Genomic DNA, 5,231 nt, shown 5'->3' with positions numbered 1-5,231 from the left:
AATACCGCCTTTCATGACACTTCTTATCTTTTATCTCTATTTTACAGGAAAATGCGTTTTATGACGATATTTTCTCGATTAAATCAGCGTTTCCCTAGCAGCTAGAAGCCCCCGCACGAATGACTCTATCCATCAGCGTCGTCCACCAGCTCGACAAACTGAAATTGGCAGGTATCCGGGGCTGCTGCAGACCCGTTCTTCATGCCCATTTCCAATCAATTCGCAACTCTTCCTTTTTCCTCACCCCTTATTTATGCTATAATGATTAAATTAGTGATGGAATCAAAGTCATATACCTGTTATTTATGATGAAACGATGTTTCTTGAAATGGAGGCTATGATGAGAGCAGATAAATTTGGCAAGAAAGGTCTTACCTTTGATGATGTACTCCTGATTCCCGCCCATTCCGAGGTGCTGCCCCGGGATGTGGATGTGAGCACCCAGCTCACCCGGCATATCCGGCTGAATATCCCGATCATGAGTGCCGGGATGGATACGGTAACGGAAGCGGAAATGGCCATCGCCATGGCCCGGGAAGGGGGCATCGGTGTCATTCATAAGAATATGAGCATCGATGAACAGTCCCGGGAAGTGAAGCTCGTGAAACGGTCGGAACATGGGGTCATTGTGGATCCCATTTACCTGGCACCGGACAATACACTGGCGGACGCGGATGAACTGATGAATAAGTACCACATTTCCGGCGTCCCCATTACGGACGAAGGAAAACTGGTGGGCATCATTACGAACCGGGATATGCGGTTTGAGACCGACCTCAGCCGGCCCATCAGCGACATCATGACCTCCGAAGGCCTCGTGACGGCACCGGAGCATACGACCATGGAAGAGGCCAAGGAAATTCTGAAGGCCCACCGCATTGAAAAACTTCCTCTCGTAGATGATAAGGGCTATCTGAAAGGCCTGATCACCATCCGGGATATTGAAAAAATGAAGAAATATCCGAACGCCGTAAAAGATGAAGACGGCCGGCTCCTGGCAGCGGCGGCCATCGGCGTCACTCCGGACGTGGAGGAACGGGTGGAAGCGCTCCTGGCGGCGAAGGCGGATGTTCTCGTCATCGATACGGCCCACGGCCACAGCGAAGGGGTACTCCAGACCATCCGGAAACTGCGGAAAGATTTCCCCCATCTGGAACTTATTGCGGGCAACGTGGCTACCTATGATGCCACGAAGGCCCTTATCGAGGCCGGTGTGGATGCGGTGAAAGTGGGTATCGGACCGGGGTCTATCTGCACCACCCGTGTCATTGCAGGCATCGGCGTGCCCCAGATTACGGCGGTCTATGACTGCGCGCGGGCGGCCGAAGGAACCGGCATCCCCATCATCGCCGACGGCGGCATCCAGTATTCCGGCGATATCGCCAAGGCCCTGGGCGCCGGTGCGTCCTCCGTCATGCTGGGCAACCTTCTGGCAGGCACGGAAGAAAGCCCGGGCGAAACCATCATTTACCAGGGCAAGAATTATAAATCCTACCGGGGCATGGGCTCTCTTGGCGCCATGCAGGCAGGCAGTAAGGACCGGTATTTCCAGCAGAATGCAAAGAAACTGGTACCGGAAGGCATTGAAGGCCGTATTCCTTACAGAGGTCATGTTTCCGACGTTCTCTTCCAGCTCATCGGCGGCCTCCGGGCAGCCATGGGTTACTGTGGCACACCGAATATCAAAGCCATGAATGAAGAGACCCAGTTTATAGAAATTACCGGTGCCGGGCTCCGCGAGAGCCATCCCCATGATGTAAGCATCACGAAGGAAGCACCGAATTACAGTGTAAAGTAAAATGACAGATCATTCGATTACATCCCATGTGGTTATGGATATCCGCATCCATGCGGTGACCATGAAAGAAGCAGTGGCCTGGGCCAAAGAACAGATCGAGGCGGGGAAGCCCTCCATGATTGCCACGGCCAATGCGGAAATGATTATGATAGTCCAAAAGGACCGGGAGCTGGGAAAGATCCTGAACCATGCGGATCTGGTAGTCCCCGATGGCGCCGGCGTCCTCTGGGCCGGAGAACAGCTGGGCACCCCATTCCCGGAACGGGTGACGGGGGCAGACCTGACGGTGGAACTCCTGAAAATGGCCTCCGCCATGCACTGGCCCGTCTATTTCCTCGGAGGAAATCCGGGAGTCGCTGCGAAGGCGGCCAAAAAATTCATGGAAGACCACGGCAGTTTTACCCTCGTGGGATGCCATGACGGCTACTTCAATGCAGAAGAAGAAAAGAAAATCATAGAAGATATCAAAAAGAGCGGCGCCAAACTTCTTTTTGCCGGCCTCGGCGTGCCGAAGCAGGAAAAATGGCTCTACGCCCATAAAGAGGAACTGGGAGTCCTCGCTATGGGTATCGGCGGCGTGTTCGACGTGATGAGCGGCAACCTGAAACGGGCGCCCCTGTGGATGCAGAAGCATCGTCTCGAGTGGGCATACCGCCTGTACCTCCAGCCCAGCCGCATCGGCCGGATGATGGCACTTCCGAAATTTATGGGAGCCGTCAAAAAATGGAAAAAAGAACGTGGGAGTAAGTGATGCTGAAAAAACCGATTATATTACCGGAAGGATATCCCTTCATCCTCGTTACCCTTCTCGTGGGCCTTGCCCTGTGCTATGTGAAATGGTACTACATTGCCGTGATTCCATTCATCCTGTGTATCTATTTCACCTATTTCTTCCGCTGCCCGCCAAGGAACAGTAAGATTCCCCAGGGCGATGATACTCTCGTATCTCCGGCAGACGGCACGGTGGTCGATGTATCTCACGATGTGGAAGAGGACATGTTCCTCGGGGAAAAGTGCCACAAGATCACCATTTTCCTTTCCATCTTCGATGTCCACTGCAATCGGGCTCCCATGGAAGGGGACATCAGGTACCAGTCCTATACCCAGGGACGGTTCCTTCCCGCCTATAAAGAGGGGGTCGGCTTCGTCAATGAGCAGGGAGCCATCGGCATTACCGGAAAGAAACGGTCCATCCTGGTCATCCTCATTGCTGGTATCCTGGCACGGCGGGTGGTATCCTGGAAAAACCTGGGGGACCATCTGGACAAAGGGGAACTTTACGGTATGATTAAATTTGGCTCCTGCACGGAGCTCTATATTCCCGGAGACTGCGACATCCTTGTCAAAAAAGGGGACAAGGTGAAAGGCGGACTCACGGTGGTAGGGAGGCTGAAGTAAGTGAATAAATCATGGGTAGCAAATACAGTGACCGCGGCAAATGCCTTTTTCGGCGGGCTGTCTATTATGATGTCCATATCCGGAAATTTTAAAACCGCCGCTGTATTCATTCTGATTGCCATGGTGGCGGACGCCCTGGACGGCCGTGTGGCCCGGGCCCTGCATACCGCAGGCCCCATGGGGGTGGAACTGGACTCCCTGTCCGATGACATTTCCTTCGGCATCGCTGCAGGCGCCCTCATGTACGCCTACCAGCTCCATGAACTGGGACCCATCGGCTTCATTCCCTGCGCCCTGCTGGGTACATTCTGCGCTTTCCGGCTGGCCCGGTTCAACGTGAAAGTCACCAGTGTTCACGGCTATTTCGAAGGACTTCCCTGCCCGATGACCGGCATCATTGTAGCATCCTACGTCCTCTCCGGTGCTAAAATCTGGAACTGGCTGGCCATGGTGTGCGTACTGATCCTGGCCTTCCTCATGGTCAGTGAAATCCACTATCCCGATAACAAAGGCGCCAGTGCAGACCAGCTGCACCTGCCGGCCATCATTATCTGCCTGGCATTCTTCATTGTCTGCACATTCTTTTACTGGCCCATCTGGGCAGCAGCCCTGTCTGCGGCCTTCATCATCTTCGGTATGATGAATACATTCCTGAACCGCCGTAAGGCTAAACGGAAAGCCCACAGGAAAGTGAATAGAGGAGATGGCGGAAAGACAGAATTATGATGACTCACATACTCGATATAATCATGATTCCTATACAGCTCATTGTGGCGTTTTTCACGATTTACTACACAGTGATTGCTGTATGCGGCATGTGGCATCGAAAAGAAAAGAACCTGGTTCCCCCGAAGAGCCGCTTCGCCGTGGTCATACCGGCCCATAACGAAGAGCGGGTGCTGGGGGACCTCCTGGACAACCTGAAACTCCTGAAATACCCGAAGGAACTCTATGATGTCTATGTCATAGCGGATAACTGTACCGACCATACGGCAGACCTGGCCCGGGCCCACGGCGCCTACGTCTTTGAACGGACGAACAAGGAACTGGTGGGGAAGGGCTATGCCATGGACTGGGTATTCCCGAAAATTTTCGCCCTCAATAAGGGCTACGACGCTTTCTGCGTCTTCGACTCCGACAACCTGGTGCACCTGGATTTCCTGGCAGTCATGAACAACCGACTCCTGAAGGGACAGAAAGTACTCCAGGGATACCTGTCCGCCAAGAACCCGACGGACACATGGGTATCCGGTACCTTTGCCATTGCCTTCTGGACCATCAACCATCTGTGGCATCTGGGCAAGTACAACCTGGGCCTTTCTTCCTGCCTCGGCGGCACGGGCATGTGCATCGCCTCGGACATCGTGAAGAAATACGGCTGGGGCTGCGACTGCCTGACGGAGGATATGGAATTCTCCATGAAATGCCTGTCCCACGGCATCCGTACCTGCTGGGTCCATGATGCCATCATTTACGATGAAAAGCCGTTGGGATTCATGGCCTCCTGCCGCCAGAGAAAACGGTGGGCCCAGGGCCAGTTCGACTGCTCCGAGCGCTATATCCCGATCCTCTTCAAGGAAGGCATCAAGCGTCACAGTATCGTCATCCTGGATGGCATCATGCAGCTCCTGCAGAACTACTTCCTCCTGCTCTCCACGTTCTACCTGGTCATGACCTACATCAATATGTTCTATCCCTGCTTCACAGTGATTCTCTATAATGATGTACTGGTTCCCCGGCAGTTCTGGGCAGTCCTGGGCTTCATCCAGTCCGTGGTACCCCTCATCGTGCTCCTGCAGATCGAAGTACCTCTGAAAATTTACCTCTACTGGCTGGTGTACCCCATATTCATGTACTCCTGGATACCGGTCACCATCCTTGGCTGGAAAGACCGGCACAAGAAGGGCTGGGTCCATACCATCCATACGAGAAGCATGCACTTCCAGCAGGCAAAACTGACAAGAAAAAAAGAAATCGACCCATCAACCGTCGCATCTGGCTGGGCTACGGCGGTGACAGCGGACTGACCATCGAC

The 5,231-nt window shown here is 53.6% G+C and carries 5 protein-coding genes; all 5 read left to right on the top strand.

The features are described from left to right. Positions 1 to 340: 340 nt before the first annotated feature. Genes guaB through QZR21_RS07865 form a run of 5 tightly spaced genes read left to right on the top strand, consistent with a single transcriptional unit; the run spans position 341 to position 5,223 of the window. The gene (gene guaB, locus QZR21_RS07885; protein WP_296098802.1) at positions 341 to 1,798 is read left to right on the top strand and encodes an IMP dehydrogenase; all 1,458 of its coding nucleotides are present in this window, start codon (positions 341 to 343) and stop codon (positions 1,796 to 1,798) included. Between the two features lies 1 nt (position 1,799). Then, the gene (locus QZR21_RS07880) at positions 1,800 to 2,549 is read left to right on the top strand and encodes a WecB/TagA/CpsF family glycosyltransferase (RefSeq protein WP_296974769.1); all 750 of its coding nucleotides are present in this window, start codon (positions 1,800 to 1,802) and stop codon (positions 2,547 to 2,549) included. After that, on the top strand, positions 2,549 to 3,196 hold the full coding sequence (locus QZR21_RS07875; protein WP_296098796.1) for a phosphatidylserine decarboxylase: 648 nt from the start codon (positions 2,549 to 2,551) through the stop codon (positions 3,194 to 3,196). The genes QZR21_RS07880 and QZR21_RS07875 overlap by 1 nt, the downstream gene beginning before the upstream one ends. Next, positions 3,197 to 3,922: a CDP-diacylglycerol--serine O-phosphatidyltransferase gene (gene pssA, locus QZR21_RS07870; RefSeq protein WP_296098793.1), complete on the top strand. Its 726-nt coding sequence runs from the start codon at positions 3,197 to 3,199 to the stop codon at positions 3,920 to 3,922. Then, positions 3,922 to 5,223, top strand: coding sequence for a glycosyltransferase family 2 protein (locus QZR21_RS07865; RefSeq protein ID WP_296974772.1), 1,302 nt, complete (start codon positions 3,922 to 3,924; stop codon positions 5,221 to 5,223). Before pssA ends, QZR21_RS07865 begins: the two co-directional genes overlap by 1 nt. The last annotated feature ends 8 nt before the right edge of the window (positions 5,224 to 5,231 follow it).

Source organism: uncultured Dialister sp., from assembly GCF_900541605.1.
Classification (GTDB): Bacteria; Bacillota; Negativicutes; order Veillonellales; family Dialisteraceae; genus Dialister.
The sequence above is the reverse complement of the archived record's forward strand: the minus strand, read 5'-3'. Positions and strand labels throughout refer to the sequence as shown.